This is a genomic window from Nitrospira marina, assembly GCF_059568365.1.
In genome coordinates this window covers 3,944,626-3,962,814 of sequence record NZ_JCANTH010000001.1, presented here as the reverse complement: position 1 = coordinate 3,962,814, position 18,189 = coordinate 3,944,626, and the positions used below count along the sequence as shown (strand labels likewise).

16 protein-coding genes are annotated in these 18,189 nt (G+C 49.9%); 15 read left to right on the top strand and 1 reads right to left on the bottom strand.

The window, feature by feature from the left end:
- Positions 1–486: 486 nt before the first annotated feature.
- The 6 genes from rny (at position 487) to LX98_RS17120 (ending at position 6,405) form a co-directional block, all read left to right on the top strand.
- Positions 487–2,049, top strand: a complete 1,563-nt coding sequence (gene rny, locus LX98_RS17145; RefSeq protein ID WP_496430019.1) for a ribonuclease Y — start codon at positions 487–489, stop codon at positions 2,047–2,049.
- Positions 2,050–2,069: 20 nt separating this feature from the next.
- Complete coding sequence (locus tag LX98_RS17140; RefSeq protein ID WP_312743874.1) at positions 2,070–2,849, top strand: TIGR00282 family metallophosphoesterase; 780 nt, start codon at positions 2,070–2,072, stop codon at positions 2,847–2,849.
- Positions 2,850–2,858: 9 nt separating this feature from the next.
- Positions 2,859–4,202 (top strand): exodeoxyribonuclease VII large subunit, encoded by a 1,344-nt coding sequence (gene xseA, locus LX98_RS17135; RefSeq protein ID WP_496430018.1) that lies wholly within the window; start codon positions 2,859–2,861, stop codon positions 4,200–4,202.
- A gap of 112 nt (positions 4,203–4,314) precedes the next feature.
- The gene (gene xseB, locus LX98_RS17130; protein WP_312646127.1) at positions 4,315–4,560 is read left to right on the top strand and encodes an exodeoxyribonuclease VII small subunit; all 246 of its coding nucleotides are present in this window, start codon (positions 4,315–4,317) and stop codon (positions 4,558–4,560) included.
- Between the two features lie 66 nt (positions 4,561–4,626).
- Entirely contained in the window at positions 4,627–5,409 is a 783-nt protein-coding gene (locus LX98_RS17125) for a TlyA family rRNA (cytidine-2'-O)-methyltransferase (RefSeq protein WP_496430017.1), read from the top strand.
- Between the two features lie 66 nt (positions 5,410–5,475).
- Positions 5,476–6,405: an NAD-dependent epimerase/dehydratase family protein gene (locus LX98_RS17120; RefSeq protein ID WP_496430016.1), complete on the top strand. Its 930-nt coding sequence runs from the start codon at positions 5,476–5,478 to the stop codon at positions 6,403–6,405.
- Positions 6,406–6,455: 50 nt separating this feature from the next.
- On the opposite strand, the gene LX98_RS17115 is transcribed toward LX98_RS17120, so the two are convergent.
- The gene (locus LX98_RS17115; protein WP_312646130.1) at positions 6,456–6,776 is read right to left on the bottom strand and encodes a rhodanese-like domain-containing protein; all 321 of its coding nucleotides are present in this window, start codon (positions 6,774–6,776) and stop codon (positions 6,456–6,458) included.
- A gap of 112 nt (positions 6,777–6,888) precedes the next feature.
- On the opposite strand from LX98_RS17115, the gene asnS reads away from it, so the two are divergent.
- The 9 genes from asnS (at position 6,889) to ftsW (ending at position 18,177) form a co-directional block, all read left to right on the top strand.
- Entirely contained in the window at positions 6,889–8,190 is a 1,302-nt protein-coding gene (asnS, locus tag LX98_RS17110) for an asparagine--tRNA ligase (protein WP_496430015.1), read from the top strand.
- A 186-nt stretch (positions 8,191–8,376) separates the two neighbouring features.
- A complete protein-coding gene (gene rsmH, locus LX98_RS17105) occupies positions 8,377–9,297 on the top strand; it encodes a 16S rRNA (cytosine(1402)-N(4))-methyltransferase RsmH (RefSeq protein ID WP_496430627.1) in 921 nt (306 codons plus the stop codon).
- On the top strand, positions 9,294–9,641 hold the full coding sequence (locus LX98_RS17100; RefSeq protein ID WP_496430014.1) for an FtsB/FtsL family cell division protein: 348 nt from the start codon (positions 9,294–9,296) through the stop codon (positions 9,639–9,641). Before rsmH ends, LX98_RS17100 begins: the two co-directional genes overlap by 4 nt.
- Positions 9,638–11,407 carry a penicillin-binding transpeptidase domain-containing protein gene (locus tag LX98_RS17095; protein WP_496430013.1) on the top strand — a complete coding sequence of 590 codons (1,770 nt, stop codon included), beginning with the start codon at positions 9,638–9,640 and terminating at the stop codon, positions 11,405–11,407. The genes LX98_RS17100 and LX98_RS17095 overlap by 4 nt, the downstream gene beginning before the upstream one ends.
- Before the next feature lie 3 nt (positions 11,408–11,410).
- The gene (locus LX98_RS17090; RefSeq protein ID WP_496430012.1) at positions 11,411–12,925 is read left to right on the top strand and encodes a UDP-N-acetylmuramoyl-L-alanyl-D-glutamate--2,6-diaminopimelate ligase; all 1,515 of its coding nucleotides are present in this window, start codon (positions 11,411–11,413) and stop codon (positions 12,923–12,925) included.
- Positions 12,926–12,940: 15 nt separating this feature from the next.
- Positions 12,941–14,356: a UDP-N-acetylmuramoyl-tripeptide--D-alanyl-D-alanine ligase gene (locus LX98_RS17085; RefSeq protein ID WP_496430011.1), complete on the top strand. Its 1,416-nt coding sequence runs from the start codon at positions 12,941–12,943 to the stop codon at positions 14,354–14,356.
- A 130-nt stretch (positions 14,357–14,486) separates the two neighbouring features.
- Positions 14,487–15,563 carry a phospho-N-acetylmuramoyl-pentapeptide-transferase gene (gene mraY, locus LX98_RS17080; protein ID WP_312646141.1) on the top strand — a complete coding sequence of 359 codons (1,077 nt, stop codon included), beginning with the start codon at positions 14,487–14,489 and terminating at the stop codon, positions 15,561–15,563.
- A gap of 13 nt (positions 15,564–15,576) precedes the next feature.
- On the top strand, positions 15,577–16,998 hold the full coding sequence (murD, locus tag LX98_RS17075) for a UDP-N-acetylmuramoyl-L-alanine--D-glutamate ligase (RefSeq protein ID WP_496430010.1): 1,422 nt from the start codon (positions 15,577–15,579) through the stop codon (positions 16,996–16,998).
- Positions 16,999–18,177, top strand: coding sequence for a putative lipid II flippase FtsW (gene ftsW, locus LX98_RS17070; protein WP_496430009.1), 1,179 nt, complete (start codon positions 16,999–17,001; stop codon positions 18,175–18,177).
- Positions 18,178–18,189 lie beyond the last annotated feature (12 nt).

Genomic DNA, 18,189 nt, shown 5'->3' with positions numbered 1-18,189 from the left:
TTGAACTGGAGGCCCACTATGACAAGTATTTTCATAGTCATTGTGGGTTTTTTGTATGATGGGATTGTACGAGGTAGGGAAATTTTATTTAAGGGCAGGTTGAATTTTTGGAAATCGTTGTTTTCGAGGCAAATTGCTCATTTCTATCCAAATGGCTCGCCTTTTGATCTAAAAATTTTAAATTTTTGGCCTGGATTGTATCCATGTTCTTCTAATTCAAGCAGTAACTGTGAAGACTGGATTCATTGGGTGAGTCCTTTGCGTGTTGCTATGGGCCCTTTTGGCTTAGAGAGTTGCCCTATCTCTCCTCCTCCTCGTTTGCTACAAATATAGGCCTTCTGTCATATCAGATAGGCCTTTCTCCAGTTTTCGTTTTCCTTCCTTTTCTGATTTTCCCCTGTGGTTTTGCGGGTCTGTTTCCGCCTACAGAGGGAAGATAAATCTTTCTCGTGATTGTTACATGAGGAAAGGAATAGGAGCTAACCAATGGACACGGTAATTCCCATACTTGCAGTGGTTATCGGGATTTTTCTTGGATTTGTGTTATCGAAGGTGTATCAGCAACAGAGAGACTTGAAGCGTCGGTCAGCAGCTGAAGACCAAGCTCAACAGCTCACCCAAAATGCTCAACGAGAGGCCGAAAATCTAGTCAAAGAAGCAAAAATCGAAGTAAAAGATCTGCTGTTTCAAGCCAAGTCTGAACTTGAAACAAAAGAAAAGGAAAAGAGGAATGAAATTCAAGCCGCGGATCGAAAAATCATCCAGCGAGAAGAGGCCCTCGAGCGTAAGATCAACCAATTTGAAAAACGTGATGAGGAGATGCGACGAAAAGAGCGTTCCCTTAAGGAGAAGGAAGAAGCTCTGGTCAATAAAGCTGCCGCGTGCGACCAAGCCATTAAGGAGCACCGGCTTGCCCTGGAGCAGGTGGCAGGAATCACGGCCGAGGAAGCCAAGCGCCAGTTGTTGGGTGAAATTGAAAGTGAAGCACGAATGGATGCGGCGTTGTTAACAAAAAGAATTTTGGATGAGGCTAAAGAAACCGCTGAACGAGAGGCTAGAGAAATTGTAACCCGATCGATACAGCGGATCACAAGAGATTACGTCAACGAGGCCACGATTTCGGTGGTTCCTCTCGCGAATGATAGCATGAAGGGAAGGATTATTGGTCGCGAGGGAAGAAATATTCGGGCGTTGGAGGCTGCAACCGGCGTTGATCTTATTATTGACGAAACCCCGGAGGCAGTGATCGTGTCCGGATTCGATCCTCTTCGGAGGGAGGTCGCGAAAATTGCACTTGAACGTCTCATGCAGGATGGGCGCATTCATCCGACTCGGATTGAGGAAGTCGTAGAAAAGGTCAAAGGCGACTTAGATAAGTTAATGAGAGACGATGCTGAAAAAGTTATCTTTGAAGTCGGTCTTTCAGATTTTCACCCTGAAATTGTCAAATTATTGGGGCGTCTGAAATATCGAACCAGTTATGGCCAAAATAATTTATATCATGCCAGGGAAGCATCCTATATCTGTGGGATTATGGCTTCAGAGCTGGGGTTAGATGTGAAGTTGGCTAAACGAGGTGCCCTCCTGCATGATATAGGAAAAGTGGTTAGTCATGAAGAGGAGGGTACGCATGCGATGCTCGGGGCGGAATTGGCAAAGAAGTATGGAGAGTCGGAACTCATTGTGAATGCCATTGCTGCCCATCATGAACAAGTTGAGCCGCTTTGTCCCGAATCGGTATTAGTGGCTGCGGCGGAAGCTCTCTCGGCCGCCCGCCCGGGTGCCAGACGCGAAACTCTCGAAGCCTATGTCAAACGATTGGAAAAGCTGGAATCGTTAGCTACTGGGTTTACAGGGGTTGATAAGGCCTATGCAATCCAGGCTGGACGTGAAATTCGGGTTATAATTCGGCAGGGAGAATTAAACGACAGTGAAAGTTTTGCCCTGTCACGAGATTTGGCCAAAAAGATTGAACAAGAACTGACATACCCTGGACAGATTAAGGTAACAGTCATTCGAGAAAATCGCTTTATCGAATTTGCCAAATAGCTCTGTGAGTAAAGGAGATCATGAACGTACTGTTTATCGGAGATATCATGGGAGAGCCCGGCCGTCGGGTGATCTTAAAGCATCTATCAAAGGTTATTCAGGAGCATCAGATTGATCTGGTTATTGGCAATGGGGAGAATGCGGCAGGTGGGTTTGGCATCACACAGGAAGTGGCTGAAGACTTGTTTGATTTGGGTCTTTCAGTCATTACACTGGGCAATCATGCCTGGGATAAACGTGAAGCTTTAGAGTATCTGCAAAAAGAGCAGCGCGTGATCCGTCCCGCGAATTATCCTGACGGAGTTCCAGGAAAAGGCACGTGTGTCGTAGAAACCATTCATGGGGAGCGTCTGGGGATTTTGCAACTCATGGGGCGAGTGTTTATGCCCATGGTGGACTGCCCTTTTCGGGTTGCGGAGCGCGAATTGGCTCAATTAACGACTCAGACTCACTGTATTCTCGTGGATATGCATGCCGAAACCACCTCAGAAAAAATGGCGATGGGGTATTTTTTGGACGGCAAGGTGTCTGCGGTCCTTGGAACGCATACGCATGTTCAAACTGCTGATGAACAAATCTTACCTCAGGGAACGGGGTATTTAACCGATGTCGGGATGACCGGCCCTGTTCAATCCGTCATCGGAATGAAACCAAACTTGGTGATTCAGAAATTTCTGACACAACTTCCGAAAAGATTTGAAGTGGCAACAGGACCTTCGGTTTTAAGTGCGGCAGTGTTAAATCTTAACTACTCAACTGGAAAAACCACTCACATCACGCGTCTTCGTGTGTTTGAGTAACGTACTTCTGTGCCAGGGCTTTTCCCTTCAGTGCTTACGGTCTCGACTCTCACTCGACAGATTCGTTCAACGTTCGAACAAAATTTTCCTCCACTCTGGGTTGAAGGGGAAATTTCTAATCTTCGCTGCCCGTCTTCTGGACACCGGTATTTTACCCTGAAAGATCAATCGAGTCAGATCAGAGCTGTGCTCTTCCGCAGTCAGGTCGAACGCCTGAAATTTTCGCTTCAGGAAGGTTTGGATGTTTTCGTGTTCGGTCGCCTATCGGTGTATGAACCACGAGGAGACTATCAATTGCTCTTGGAGGTGGTTGAGCCCAAGGGCGTTGGTGCGCTCCAGTTAGCCTTTATTCAACTGAAAGCAAAGTTGGAAGCCGAAGGATTATTTGAAGCTTCGGGGAAAAAGGTGCTTCCTCTGTATCCGCATCGGATTGGTCTGGTGACGTCACCTTCCGGTGCTGCAATCCATGATCTGCTGACCATCATTCATCGTCGCTGGCCTTTTGCACAGGTTCTGATTGCTCCTGTTCCCGTGCAAGGGGATGAAGCTGCCGGACAAATCGCCAAGGCTATCGGGGTGCTCAACCAATTAGGCAAACTGGATGTGTTAATTGTCGGGCGTGGTGGAGGGTCGTTGGAGGACCTCTGGGCATTTAACGAAGAAGTTGTGGTGAGGGCTATCGCCTCTTCCAGGATTCCGGTGGTGTCCGCTGTTGGTCATGAAACCGATCTGACGCTCGCAGATCTAGCTGCTGATTCTCGGGCTCCCACTCCCTCTGCTGCGGCAGAGTTGGTGGTTCCGGATTGCTCAACGGTTAGGCATCATCTGGGGCATCAACGAGTGCGATTGGAACGGTCCATGAAAAGTTTATGTGTCGCGTGGAGAGGGCAAGTTCAGGAATTGACCGGACGATTGCCTGAGCCGAGACTCGTGCTTGGACAATTCGTGCAACAGGTGGATGAGTTAGAGCGGCAACTCTATGTCAAAATGAAGCACTGGTGCAGGAATCTCCAGGTCCAGTTGCTCAGGCATCAGTCCTCGATTTGGGAGAGGAATCCCCTGATTGACATTCATCGGCATCAACGGGCTTTGGTTGACCGAGGGATTCGGCTTGTTCGAGGGATGTCGGGATGCATTCTTGATAAACGCCATCAAACAGAATTGTGGATGTCTCAGCTGAATCAATTAAGTCCTCTCGCGGTCTTAGCGCGGGGGTATAGCGTTGTTCACAAGCTGCAAAATGGAAAAGTTGTAAAGCAATCAACAGAAGTTTCTGTGGGAGAGTCTGTACGCGCCAGACTTCATGAAGGCGAATTGATTTGTCTGGTAAAGCGTACCCATCCTTCACCGTAAGAAATTCTCTTTTGCTTAAGGTTCCCGCATGGCTATAATACATGTCAGGTTAATAGATCATGAACCCATGATACGAGAGAACTGAATCACTGATCATCTTCGGACAATATTTATGGCTGTACTGAAATTTGAAAAAGCACTGTCCCGCTTGGAAACTATTGTGGCCGAGTTGGAGCGCGGGGAGCTTTCCTTGGATGAGTCCTTGAGGATTTTTGAGGAAGGAGTCAAGCTCTCAAAAACCTGCCTGAAAATGCTGGATGATGCAGAACGCAAAGTGGAGATCCTTGTTCAAGACAAGGATGGAAGAAAGCGTATACAGGCTTTTTCGATTGAGGATTCCAATTTACCAGAATCGTAAATTTCCTCCACGACTCTCTCTCTCAATCGGTGATCTTCGCATTGTCTGCTGCATGGGCATGAACATATGAAGGCTGCTCAGCCATCAGCTCCTTCCCGGAGACCCTCAAAAGAACGACTGGATTCCCTTGTCCTGAATCAGGAATTGGTCGCAAGCAGAGAACAGGCCTGCCGACTTATTCTTGCCGGTCGGGTGAAAGTCGATGGGGTCCTTATTGATAAGCCAGGAAAGCTGGTTGCGACAACTGTTTCGCTGGAATTGACGAAGCCGGAATGCGCATATGCCAGCCGAGCCGGTGAAAAGCTGGCACCTGCCTTGGATGCATTTTTTATTTCCTGTTCAGGCTGTGTGGTGATGGATGTGGGTGCTTCCACGGGGGGATTCACGGATTGTGTGTTGCAACGTGGCGCAAATCGAGTCTATGCCATTGACGTAGGGTATGGGCAGTTAGATTGGAAGCTGAGAACGGATCCTCGTGTTGTGGTCATGGATCGTTGCAATATCCGGCATTTGGGCCACCGCGATATTCCTGAACCGGTTGATTTGGCGGTAATCGATGTTTCATTTATTTCCCTACGTTTGGTATTGCCGGTGATTTTGCCTGTCCTGCGTGATCAGGCGTATCTTGTCGCATTGGTCAAGCCGCAGTTTGAGGTTGGGAAAGGACAAGTCGGAAAGGGAGGCATTGTCCGTGATGAACGATTGCGTGAGCAGGTGAGGGATGGTTTTGTGGATTATGTCCGTAGCCTTTGTCTCGACGTCATTGGTGTCATGGATTCGACCCTATTGGGAAAAAAAGGAAATAAAGAAATGTTGGTGGGAATGAAAAAACGGAAAGATGAGTACTGAAGGAACCCAACCAACCAACCAATTAGTATCCCCTTAACCTAATCATGTAAAAGGAGAAAGCCGGGCATGTCTACAAAAATTCTGGTGACCGGGGGAGCTGGATTCATTGGATCCCATCTGGTTGACCGGTTGATTCAGGAAGGCAATGAGGTCATTGTTGTCGATAACCTCTCTACAGGGAAGCGAAAAAATGTCAATAAAAAAGCTCAGTTTTATAAAATGGATATTCAGAGTAAGCGGATTGAACGGGTATTCCGTAATGAGCGTCCCCTTATTGTCGTCCATCTGGCCGCGCAAATGAGTGTACGCCATTCCACGGATGATCCGGGGTTTGATGCGCAAGTCAATATCTTAGGGACCATTAATGTTTTAGAGCATGCCGTGAAGCAGGGTGTGCGAAAGGTGACTTTTGCATCGTCGGGTGGTGTGGTCTACGGGGAACAGGAAATATTTCCGGCCGCAGAATCACACCGGACAGAACCTCTTTCTCCTTATGGAATCAGTAAACTGGCTGGGGAAAAATATTTAGCCTATTACGCCAATGCGACCGGACTCCGGTATGTGACGCTTCGTTTTGCGAATGTCTATGGCCCCAGGCAGGACTCTGAGGGGGAGGCAGGGGTCGTGGCTATTTTCTCAAAACAAATGTTGGATGGTGGGCAACCGATTGTCAATGGAACTGGGAAGCAGACAAGAGATTTTATCTATGTGGATGATGCGGTGGAAGCGATCTTGGTGACCTTGGGAGAGGATGTTCGGGGAATTTTTAATGTGGGAACTGGTCAGGAGACGACTATCAACGAATGTTATGGAATTATTAAAAGTTTAACGAAGTGTCAATGCAAAGAGCTATATGGAGCGGCAAAGAAAGGCGAGCAATTCAGGAGTGTGTTGGATGTGACAAAACTCAGAGAGGTATTTGGCTGGGATCCTCAGGTTACTTTGCAGGAAGGGCTTACCCGGACCGTCGATTTTTTTCGTGGAACCGGAAAATAACCTCTCCGTTGCGCGTGGAAAGAGAATGATTTCACCTGGTAGCTTCTCTGTTAATACCTGGGAACGGATTGATCGATCTCAATGGACCAGGCTTCAATTCCTCCAATCAGGTTTTTAACATTCGAGAATCCCTGTTGCAAAAGAAACCCTACGGCATCCGCACTCCGCATTCCTTTATGACAATACGCGACAATCTCAGCGCTCGGGTCCAATTGTTTCAGGGAATGGGGAACCTGGCCAAGAGGAATCAGCACTGATCCCTCTATTTTTGCCAAGGAGTATTCGTGGGGTTCTCGGACATCCAACAAGAAAATTTTATCGCCTTTATCCATGCGAGCTTTTAATTCGCTGACAGTGATGGTGTAACTCATATTTGAAAGCCTCCTTACGTTCCTGAGGTATCTCTTTATAGACGAATGATCATAGCGGCTGAATTTTCAGGGTGTCAATTTTTTCTTTTCGAGAGCGGGAGGGAGCAGCAACATGCCGGAACAGTCGGTCGTCTCGATTGAGCAGATTTCACAATTTGAAGGCCAGGACATTACCATCAAGGGATGGATCCGTAACCGACGCTCGAGCGGAAAATTGAGCTTTTTGACGGTGCGTGATGGCACAGGAGATCTCCAGGCTATTTTAAGCAAAGGTGAAGTTGGCGACGACCAGTTTTCTTTGTGTAGTCAGTTAACCCAGGAGTCTTCTGTGATTCTGACTGGAAAACCTCGAAAGGATGCTCGAGCGCCAGGTGGATTTGAGCTTGATGTGTCCACATTGGCAGTGTTGCACATTGCAGAACCCTTTCCCATCCAACCGAAAGACCATGGAGTTGGTTTCCTGATGGAATATCGGCATCTCTGGTTGCGGTCGCGACGCCAGCACGCCATTTTACGGGTTCGCCATGAAATAATTCGGACGTGTCGGAATTTTTTTGATGATCGAGGTTTTACCTTAATTGATACACCGATTTTTACCCCAAACGCCTGCGAGGGCACCACGACCTTATTTCAAACTCAATATTTTGACCAGGTAGCCTATTTAGCCCAAAGCGGTCAATTATATGGAGAAGCGGCTGCAACGGCTTTTGGGAAAATATACTGTTTTGGTCCAACCTTTCGAGCGGAAAAATCAAAAACCAGACGTCATTTGATGGAGTTTTGGATGGTTGAACCGGAAATGGCCTTTGCCGACCTACCGGATGCCATGCAACTGGCAGAGGAATTGGTTTCAACGGTTATTCAGCGAGTCGTGGAAACTCGTCGACCTGAACTGGAAATCTTAGAGCGGGATATTCCTAAATTAGAAGCCATGGCCAAACCCTTTCCGCGAATAACCTATGAAGAGGCCCTGACGCGTCTTCAACAAAAGGGGGTCGCTATTCAATTCGGCGATGATTTCGGAGCCGATGACGAAACATCTTTGGCGCAAGAATTTGATCGTCCGGTAATTGTTCATCGATATCCGGCTGCCGCCAAAGCATTTTATATGGCGAAAGATCCAGAGAGGCCAGACTTGGCGTTATGTATGGATATGCTCGCGCCGGAGGGATATGGAGAAATTATTGGAGGAGGCCAACGAATCCATGATCTGGATGAATTGCTGACGCAAATTAAAGCTCACGACCTTCCTGACGAGGCCTTTAAGTGGTATGTGGATTTGCGACGATACGGAACGGTTCCTCATGCTGGTTTTGGTATGGGAATTGAGCGAGTCGTCGCCTGGATTTGTGGATTGGACCATGTTCGAGAAACGATTCCATTCCCCAGGATGCTCTATACGTTGTATCCTTAAAATATTTTTTGGGGAATACCTTGAGGTTCACATTTATTATGGCCATGGCTACTAAATTTCTTATTCCCTAACTCCTACCTTATTACAACCTTTTCTGAGTGCTTGACATCATAGGCGAGGGTTGTATACTTCCAGATGTGGGAGAAAGTGGGATGATTTCCACATATATTGTAAAAATGAAACAAGCTGTGCATGAATGATGTTCATATACCCGTACTCGTAGAGGAAATCTGCTTTTGGCTTAATCCGCTTCCGGGTGGGATCTATGTTGATTGTACTGTGGGGATTGGTGGAACGTCGCTGAAGATACTGGAAAAAACCGGAAAAAATGCTCATATTATTGGTTTGGACCGTGATTATCAGGCCGTTGCTCTTGCGAAGAAGACATTAAGTGAATATGAATCGTCTGTAAATATATTACATGGGAATTTCTCCCACATTCGAGATTTTGTTCAGGAGTCTGGCTATGAGAAGGTTGACGGGGTTGTGTTTGATTTAGGGGTGTCCTCGTTTCAGTTGGACCAGGCAGAGCGTGGATTTAGTTTTTCCCTGAGTGGGCCATTGGATATGCGAATGGATCAAACCCAGAAAGTAACAGCAGCTGATCTGGTGAATCGTCTTCCGGAAAAAGAGTTAGCGGATGTCATTTTTACCTACGGTGAAGAACGGTATTCCCGTCGAATTGCCCGTGCAATCGTGCAGGCCAGAAGCTCCGGTCTTATTCAGACCACGCAGGCCTTGGTATCTATCCTTGATGGTGCGCTTCCTTTTGCCTACAAAAAGGGGCGCTTACATTTTGCGACCAGAACCTTTCAGGCGCTTCGGATACGCGTGAATCGTGAATTGGACTTGCTCGAGCCGGCTCTCCGGGATGCCATTGACCTGTTAAAGAATGGGGGAAGGGTGTGTGTCGTCGCATTTCACTCGTTAGAAGATCGTATTGTAAAGCAGACGTTTCGCTCTCTAGCGCAGAAAGAGCATCAAAAAGTTGCATTGCTGGTCAAGAAGCCTGTGATTCCGAGTGTGTCGGAAATACAACATAATCCTCGTGCCAGAAGCGCTAAGTTACGTGTGGCCGAGCGCCTTCCGGAAGGAGAGACCCTATGAGGAAAAACGTGTTCCTTGGCGTCATGATTCTATTGGGGGTGTGGTGTCTGCTTTATGTTGGGGTCAAGATAGACATGTGGCGACTGGGGTATGCCATTGAAGAGTTAGAAACTCAGCGTGCGGTTTTCAAAAAACAGCAAGAAGGCTTGCAGGTTCGGCTGTCGCAGTTAACGGATCCGCAACGAGTGGCCCAACGGGCGCAAAGTCAATTGGGACTCACCGTGGCTCAGGAAGGACAGATCGTTATGGTCTCGCTGGATACGTTACCCCAGTCTGAATCGGGTGGAAATTTTCCAGTGCGTTTGGTCCGTGAATATGACAATACCGTCGTGAGCCTTCCGTGAAAACGCCATCTCAGGACATTCATCCCGTCTGTCGGATCCGAAGTGGCATTGTCTGCTTGGGTCTCCTTTGCGGGTTTGTGCTTATTGGTTGCCGACTGTTTTACCTACAGGTCCTTCAAGCGGACGTTGGTGCTCATCAGGCACAACAGCAACACGAAAAGACTGTGATCGTTCAGCCGGATCGAGGGGTCATTGTTGATCGACAAGGTCATCCACTGGCTCTCAATGTTGAAGTGTCCTCATTGTATGTGAGGCCGCCGTCCTTGAATGATCCACAACGGGTTGCCCGATCCTTAGCGCCGATCTTACAAATGCCGGTTAAGGAATTACGCGATTTGTTCACACGAAATCAGCCATACGTTTGGGTTAAACGCAATATTCCGGAACCGGTCGTTAAGAAAGTGGAGGCGTTGAATATATCCGGATTGGGATTGACCAAAGAGCCACATCGTTTTTATCCCAAGGGAGAATTGGTTTCTCATCTCGTGGGGTTTGCCGGAATTGATAGCCAGGGATTAGAAGGGGTGGAACTTCAATATGAATCTTATCTACGGGGTGAAAAAAACCTGGTGAAATACCAAAGGGACGCTTTGGGCAGAAAGCTTGCCTCACCCCCAAGTCATGATTCTGTACCCTTGTCGACTGGGTATCATCTCACCTTGACCATAGATGAGGTTGTCCAATTCATCGCGGAGGCGGAGTTGGCCCACGCCTTGAAGCAAAGCGGCGCGAAATCTGGAAGCATTGTGATCATGGATCCCTTAACCGGAGCGATTCTGGCGTGGGCACTGCATCCGACCTTCGACCCTAACCACTTAGGGCAGTTTTCCACTCAGGATTGGCGAAATCGACTGGTGACGGATCCCTATGAGCCGGGGTCAACGTTGAAAATTGTGGTGGCAGCGGCGGCGCTTGAAGAGCAGGTGATGTCTCCAGACACGTTAATTTATGGGGGTGATGGAAAGATGTCGGTGGCAGGGACCATTGTTCATGATCCGGCAAAAACCAGTTGGATGACGTTTTCCGAAGCGGTGGCGCAATCGAGTAATGTGGGTGCGATCAAAGTCGCCATGGAATTAGGGCAAGACCGGGTTTTTCGATATTTAAAAGCGTTTGGGTTTGGAGAAAAAACCGAAATTGATCTTCCGGGAGAGTCTTCAGGGATACTCCGAGAGCCCAATAAATGGAGTGGTCGAAGCCTTTCTTCCATTGCCATGGGTCAGGAAATCGCCGTCACCCCGATTCAAATGGTCACAGCCATGTCAGTGGTGGCCAATGGTGGTTGGCTGATGACGCCTTACGTCGTATCTTCGATCCTGGATTCAAACGGACAGGCTGTCTTGACCAAAGATCCGCAACCCAAACGGCGACCCATTTCGCTTGAGACAACCGACACGTTAACTAGAATTCTCGAAATGGCCGTAGAGGCAGGAACGGGCAAGCGTGCCAGGCTTGCCGGATATCGAGCTGCGGGAAAGACGGGGACGGCTCAAAAAATTGACCCGAAAACCGGGTCCTACTCTTCTTCACAAGTGATTGCCTCGTTTGTCGGATTTGCACCAGTCGAGCGCCCGCGTCTTGCCATGTTAGTCGTCATTGATGAGCCGACGATTGGGAACTGGGGTGGGGAAATTGCCGCGCCGGTCTTTCGAAAGGTCGCAGAGCGCGTCCTGCCCCATTTGGGAGTGTTGCCAGGTGGATCCGCAGTTATTCGGACGGCTGCGGCCAATTCGCCAATTTCTTCACCGCAGCCCATTGTGCAGTAATCTGTGACGCTTCAAGAGCTTCTTGCCTCACTGGATACGGTGGTAAGTGAAGGGGATCTTCAGGCTGAGGTTTTGTCCGTTACCGAGGACTCCCGACAAGTGAAGCCTGGTTCAGTATTTGTGGCCATCAAGGGGGAGCACTATGATGGACATCAGTTTGTGAGACTGGCTCAAAAGCAAGGGGCAGTCGGTGTGGTGGTGGAGGAGGGGTTTGAGACACAGAATCCACCATTAGCAGGAAACTCGTCTGCGCTCATTCGAGTGACAAATTCCCGGAAGGCTTTGGGATTGTTGGCGGCAAAACTTTCCGGTATGCCCTCTGTCCACCTGCACATGGTGGGGGTCACGGGGACGAATGGCAAAACCACGGTGACGCATTTAGCCAAATCCCTGCTGGAAGCTCAAGGACATCATGTGGGGCTGTTGGGGACCGTGGGCTATGTGTTCGGGACAGAGCGACGTGTGGCGTCACATACCACCCCGGCTCCTGTCGAGCTACAGAATATGTTGAGCGCCATGGTTAATGCCGGAATGGATGTCGCGGTCATGGAGGTCTCATCCCATGCGTTGGCCTTAGATCGGATAGCCGGCTGTGAATTCGACATCGTCGTGTTTACCAATCTAACGCAAGACCATTTAGATTTTCATCACACGTTGGATGCCTATTTTCAGGCGAAACTCCGTTTATTTACCGAATGCGTCGATAGCGGTCAGAAGACCCGCCCCAAACGAGCCCTCGTCAATGCCGATGATGAACGGGCTTCCCTGATTCTTCAATATTGTTCCATTCCGACCTGGACCTATGGGCTTCATTCCCACGCAGACATCAAAGCCGAGTCCGTCCGTCTTTCTATGGGAGGAACGGAATTTCTGGTGAACAGTCCCAAGGGCCCGTTGACAATCAACAGTCAGTTGGTGGGAGAACATAATGTGTCGAATATGCTGGCTGCAATCGGAATTGGCCTGGAAATGGGCATGACGGTTCCGATGATTGAACAAGCCGTGCAGTCAGTGGCCAATGTACCGGGACGATTCGAACGCATCAATGAAGGCCAACCATTTACGGTCGTCGTGGATTATGCGCATACCGAAGATGCGCTGTATCGGTTGCTTCGAGCGGCACAGGCCATTACAAAAGGACGCATCATTACCCTCTTTGGTTGTGGGGGTGACCGGGATTCAGGAAAACGGCCCAAGATGGGGCAGGTTGCGGCACGACATAGCGATGTGGTGATCGTCACGTCCGATAATCCACGAACGGAAAATCCCGAAACAATTCTGACTCAAATCGAACTGGGCATTCAATCCCTGCTTCCGGACGAAAGGTGTTCCTATCGGATCATTACCGATCGAGCCGAAGCCATTCATGCCGCGGTTTCAGAAGCCAGGGACGGAGATCTGGTGTTGATTGCGGGGAAGGGGCATGAAGACTACCAAATTCTCGGCACTCAAAAAATCCATTTTGATGATCGCGAAGAAGCCAGGAAGGCCATCCATCGACAGATGGGTTCCCGGTAGGGCCGACGATTCAAGATGGCAGCTTTCGAGATCACCGAAGTGCTCGATGCGACGGAGGGGAGGTTACTCCTACAGGGTCCACAAAAAGGGAGAATGCTTCGAGTGCAAACGGATTCGCGGGAGATTAAATCCGGTGATTTGTTTCTGGCCTTGAAAGGGGAGAAATTCGATGGTCATGAATTTGTGAAAACGGCCTGCAAGCTGGGAGCCCGAGGTGTGGTGGTTGAGGAGGCGCAGGCCCGGGAGATGTTGACGCAAGTACGTCAGGCTGGTCCGGGTCCTGTCATGGTGGTGGCGGTAAACAATACTTTGCAAGCTTACCAGGACTTAGCCAGATTCCATCGATTGCGCTTTTCAATCCCGGTGGTGGCCATTACCGGCAGCAATGGAAAAACGACGACAAAGGAAATGGTGTATCAGGTGCTGGCGACCCGCTGGCGCGTCCATAAAACGCACGGGAATTTTAATAATGCCATAGGCGTACCCAGGACGCTCCTGGGTCTTCACTCCGGACACCAGGCTGCCGTCATTGAAATGGGGGTGGATCAAGTGGGGCAAACGACTCAATTGTGTGACATGACCAGGCCTACGGCAGGGGTAATCACCAATGTCGGTCCAGACCATTTGGAATTTTACGGCACAATGGCCAGGTCGGCCACGTCGAAAGCTGAACTATTGGACTGGCTTCCTCGAACTGATGGTGCGGCAATTCTGAATGCAGACGACCGATATTTTAAGATGTTTTCCCGGAAAGCGAAATGTCCGGTGATCTCATTCGGGATGTCGGCTCAGGCGGATGTTCGGGCGGCCGGCTTGGAGTGGAACGGACGGAGAACGGAATTTCGCCTGTTCTTACCTCATCGAAAATTGGCCAAACGAGCCAGCGTGCGAATCATGGGCCCGCACAATATTGCCAATGCCCTGGCCGGCGCGTCAGTGGGTTGTGCCATGGGGTTGTCGGGCGATGACATCGTTTCGGGATTACAAAAGTTTCGCCCCGCTCCGATGCGGTCGGAGATTCGCAGGTGGGGTGGAGTGCTGTATCTCTATGATTGTTATAACGCCAACCCTGCTTCAGTCAAAGCCGCGTTGGAATCGCTTGTTGAGTTGAATGCTGCCCGAAGGACGATCGCCGTATTGGGTGACATGCTTGAGTTGGGGCCTAAAGAGGCGCAGTTTCATCAGGAAATAGGACGCCATGCTGCCAAGCACCATGTCACCCATTTAATTGCTTGTGGTGGGTTTGGACGCAACATGTTCGAAGGTGCTCAAAAAGTACATGGACCCACACAGGTGTCCGTGGTGAAAGATGCCAAGGAAGCCGGAGCTTTGCTGAAAACCATTGTGAAGCGTGGGGATGCTGTGCTCATTAAGGCTTCCCGTGGAGCAAAAATGGAACGAGTGCTCGACGCCGTCCGCCCCGGGTCCTAGGCTGCATGAATCGGGCTGGATACCAGGGCCATAAGGAGTCCTCGAGAGTGAAACGTCTAACAGTGATGATGAATGAGCAACAATATCTGGGCGAGGCTTCTTTCCCTCTACCTGAAGAAAGTAAATCCTAATGCTGTATCTCTGGCTTTATCCCCTTCATACTGAATTTGCCATCTTCAATGTCTTTCGGTATCTCAGTTTCCGCATTATTTATGCGGCAGTGACCGCTTTTCTGATTGTGTTTTTTCTGGCCCCTCCCATGATCAAAAAATTGCAGACCTTGAAACTCGGGCAAAAAATACGAACTGATGGCCCGCAATCGCATCTGGGAAAATCCGGTACCCCTACGATGGGAGGATTGCTCATCATCTTTTCGGTATTGCTCTCAACCGTGTTGTGGGCGGATATCTCCAATTTCTATGTCTGGTTGGTCCTCTTATCGCTTGTGGGTTTCGGGATGATCGGATTTGTGGACGATTACATTAAAATTTTACGTGGCCAATCCAAGGGATTGACGGCTACCCAAAAAATCGTTGGACAGTTAGGAGTGGCGTTGGGCATAGGGCTCTTTTTTTATCTTTCTCCTGGATATTCCACGGAACTCAGTGTGCCGTTCTTTAAAAACTTTACTCCCGATTTAGGAGTCTTTTACATCCCATTTGCCGTTCTGGTCATTGTGGGGTGTTCCAATGCGGTGAACCTCACTGACGGGCTGGATGGGTTGGCTGTCGGACCGGTCATTATTTCAGCGATGGCCTATTCGGTGGTAGCCTGGGCGGTCGGAAATAAATTGGTCTCCGGGTACCTGCTCGTTCCTCATATTGAAGGAGCCGGGGAATTGGCCATTCTGACGGCCTCCATTGTTGGGGCGGGATTGGGTTTTCTCTGGTTTAACACATATCCCGCGTCGGTCTTCATGGGCGATGTGGGATCCTTGCCCCTGGGTGCGGCCTTAGGGACGGTGGCAGTGGTGTGCAAGCATGAATTGTTATTGATCCTGGTTGGCGGAGTTTTCGTGATGGAAGCGGTGTCCGTGATTTTTCAAGTGGCATCGTTTAAGTCCAGGGGAAAGCGAATTTTTCTTATGGCCCCATTGCATCATCATTTCGAACTGAAGGGCTGGGAAGAGCCCAAAGTGGTTGTGCGTTTATGGATTATTGCGATCATTTTGGGCCTCTTAAGTATTAGCACATTAAAATTACGCTAAGCAGAGGATCTTTGTGGAACCCTGTGGAGCCATGGAAGCCGTGAACGTCACTCCCGTGTTTCCCATTACGAGTTGGCCAAACAAGCGTGTCACGGTGTTTGGCCTCGGACGAAGCGGCAGGGCGGCTGCCGATCTCCTTCTGGACATTGGCGCGGTGGTGACGATCGTCGAGGAACACACAAGTCAGGATGTTGAGTCCGCGTCCGCCGCGTACCGTCTTCGAGGCGTTCGAGTGTTCGGAGGGAATGACGTTGCCGACGGGTTGAGAGACCTCGACCTCCTGGTCGTCAGTCCGGGGGTCCCCAAAGACCATCGTCTTCTCCAGGAGGCTGTCCAACGGGGCATCCCGGTTATTGGGGAAATTGAGTTAGCCGGATGGTTTCTTCGGGCTCCGATCATTGCGGTGACCGGAACCAACGGGAAAAGTACCACGGTACGCCTCATTGGATCGATCCTGCAACATTGTGGAAAGCGGGCATTTGTGGGCGGCAATCTGGGTATTCCATTATGTGAGGCGGTGCGTAAGCAAACGGACCCGTTTCCTGGGCCGGACTATGAGTATATTGTCGCAGAAGTCTCGAGCTTCCAATTAGAAACGATCCACCTGTTTAAGCCCTGGGTTGCCGCATTGTTAAATGTGACGCCGGATCATTTGGATCGACATCCCACTCAAGAAGACTATCGGGCCGCCAAGCAGCGTATCTTTGAAAATCAGACGATTCAGGATTGGGCGCTGATTAATGTGGACGATCCTGTGGTGAGAACCCTGGCCTTGTCGGCACGGGCAGGCGTCTGTGAATTCAGTCTTACCAAAAAAGTGAATCAGGGGGTGTATCTCGAAGCAGGCGAGATGAGAGCACGGATGCACGGGAAGGATTTTTTCATCGCTTCACGTGATGCCCTCCCGATGCGCGGAGACCATAACGTGGCAAATGCGATGGCGGCAATGTGTGTCGGGTTGCTCTGTGGATGTTCAGCAGAGGATATGGTTCGTGCTCTTCAGGTTACGCCGACCTTTGAGCATGCCTTAGAGGTGGTTCGGGAGTGGAAGGGCATCACATTTGTCAATGATTCAAAAGGCACGAATGTGGACGCCACCCTCAAAGCCTTACAGAGCTTTCAAGAACCCTTGGTCTTGATTCTTGGTGGAAAAGACAAAGGCGGTGATTTTTCGCAGTTGGCTGACAGTATTAAACGACAGGTCAAGGGTGTCGTGGTGATCGGAGAAGCGACTCAGAAAATTCTTCAGGCCCTGGATCAGATCAAGCCGGTGACCCTCGCAACCAGCTTGACGGATGCGGTGTCCCAGGCCGTGACATTCGCGTCCAGTGGGGATGTGGTGTTGTTTTCCCCGGCGTGCGCCAGTTTCGATATGTTTCGAAATTATCATCATCGCGGACTGGAATTTAAGCGGGTTGTCGGAGAACTTCAATAAATGGGTATTCCAGCTATCTTGCGGCGTAAAAACTCCCATGTGGAATCGCGGGCATGGGCGGATCTGTTCCCTGGGAATCAGGGCATCGGTTCCAAGCGGATCGATCCTCTGATCGTGGGAATCACCCTGGCACTGTCCCTTGGGGGATTGGTCATGGTGTTTAGTGCCAGTGGAGTTATGGCGGAAAATAAATTTACCAATGCCACCTATTACCTCCAACGACAAATCGTGTGGATGCTGCTGGGATTTGGCGTCCTGTTGGTCGGGTCCTTCATCGACTATCGCCAATGGAAGCAATGGATTCCCATGGTTGTCGGAGGATGTATCGTTGGATTACTTCTGGTCCTGGCTGTGGGCCCTCAAATCAATGGTGCTCGACGATGGCTCGCACTTGGATTTTTTTCCATTCAACCCACGGAAATGGCCAAGCTGGCTGTTGTGCTGTACCTCGCGGCGTTTCTCTCCAATCCACAACGGCGAGTCACTGATTGGAAACGAGGGTTTCTTCCCCCTGTGGCGATGGTGGGCATCATGTGTGGGCTCATTGTCGTGGAGCCGGATTTAGGAAGTACCGTCGTCATCAGCCTGGTGTTCGTCGGCATGATGTATCTGGCCGGAGCGAGAGTGCGGCACTTGTCCTATTTGGGCGGGCCGCTGATTTTGGGTGTGGGTGCTCTCATTTGGATGAGTCCTGAACGATGGGAACGCATGACGACATTTATGAATCCGTTCGCGGACCGACAAGGTGCAGGCTACCAACTTGTCCAGTCCATCCTGGCCTTGGAAAATGGCGGATTATTTGGTGTCGGTCTTGGGCAGGGCAAGCAAAAGCTGATGTTTCTTCCGGAAGGCCATACCGATTTCGTGTTGGCCCTGGTGGGAGAAGAGCTGGGCCTCATTGGAACCTGCGGGTTGTTGGCCCTGTTTGCCATTTTGGTGTGTAAAGGATTTCGGGTTGCGGCCTTGGCACCTGATTTGTTTGGGCGATATCTCGCTTTGGGCATTACCATGCTCCTGGGTGTTCAGGCCCTGATCAATGCAGGCGTTGTGAGTGGGCTGTTGCCGACAAAAGGCTTAACGCTTCCCTTGGTCAGTTACGGAGGGTCGTCGCTCCTGGTCACCATGTTAGCTCTCGGAATTTTGCTGAGTGTGGCCCGACAGGGACGAGCCGGCCCTTAAGTGAAGAGAATG